At 50.0% G+C, this 456-nt stretch carries 1 protein-coding gene; it reads right to left on the minus strand.

What is annotated here, in order from left to right:
- Nucleotides 1-385 (minus strand): ribosomal protein S18-alanine N-acetyltransferase (rimI, locus tag Q4563_RS16100; protein ID WP_303605192.1); only part of this gene is annotated, 385 nt, incomplete at its 3' end.
- Between the last annotated feature and the right edge of the window lie 71 nt (nucleotides 386-456).

The following is a 456-nucleotide window of genomic DNA, read 5'->3' on the forward strand; positions in this document are numbered from 1 at the left end:
CACCAATCTGGCAGAACCCCAGTTTTTCATAAACAGCAATTGCTGGCATATTGCTGGCACGTACTTCCAGAAACATGCGCTCATTCCCCTTGCTGCCAACGTCATCCAGCAACTGTTGTAATAATTGTTGGCCAAAGCCTCGCCCTTGATAGTCAGGATCAATTGCGATATCCAGCAACTCCGCCTCTCCCGCTATCTGAGTAACAACGGCAAAACCAATCAGGGTGCCATCCAGCTCCAGTCGCCACACCACATGCTCTTTACTCAGGTAGCGTAACATCACCTCACGACTCCAGGGATGAGACTGGCAACGCTGCTCAATGGCCATAACCGCTTCCAGATCATCCGGGCCAGCTGAGACAAGACAGGCACCATGACTATTCATTGTTGCTCCATGGGCAGATTTAATAATGCCAACCACAATTGTTTTTTCCGTTCGGCACAACTCATCACGGT

The sequence above is a fragment of the Gilvimarinus sp. 1_MG-2023 genome (assembly GCF_030548285.1).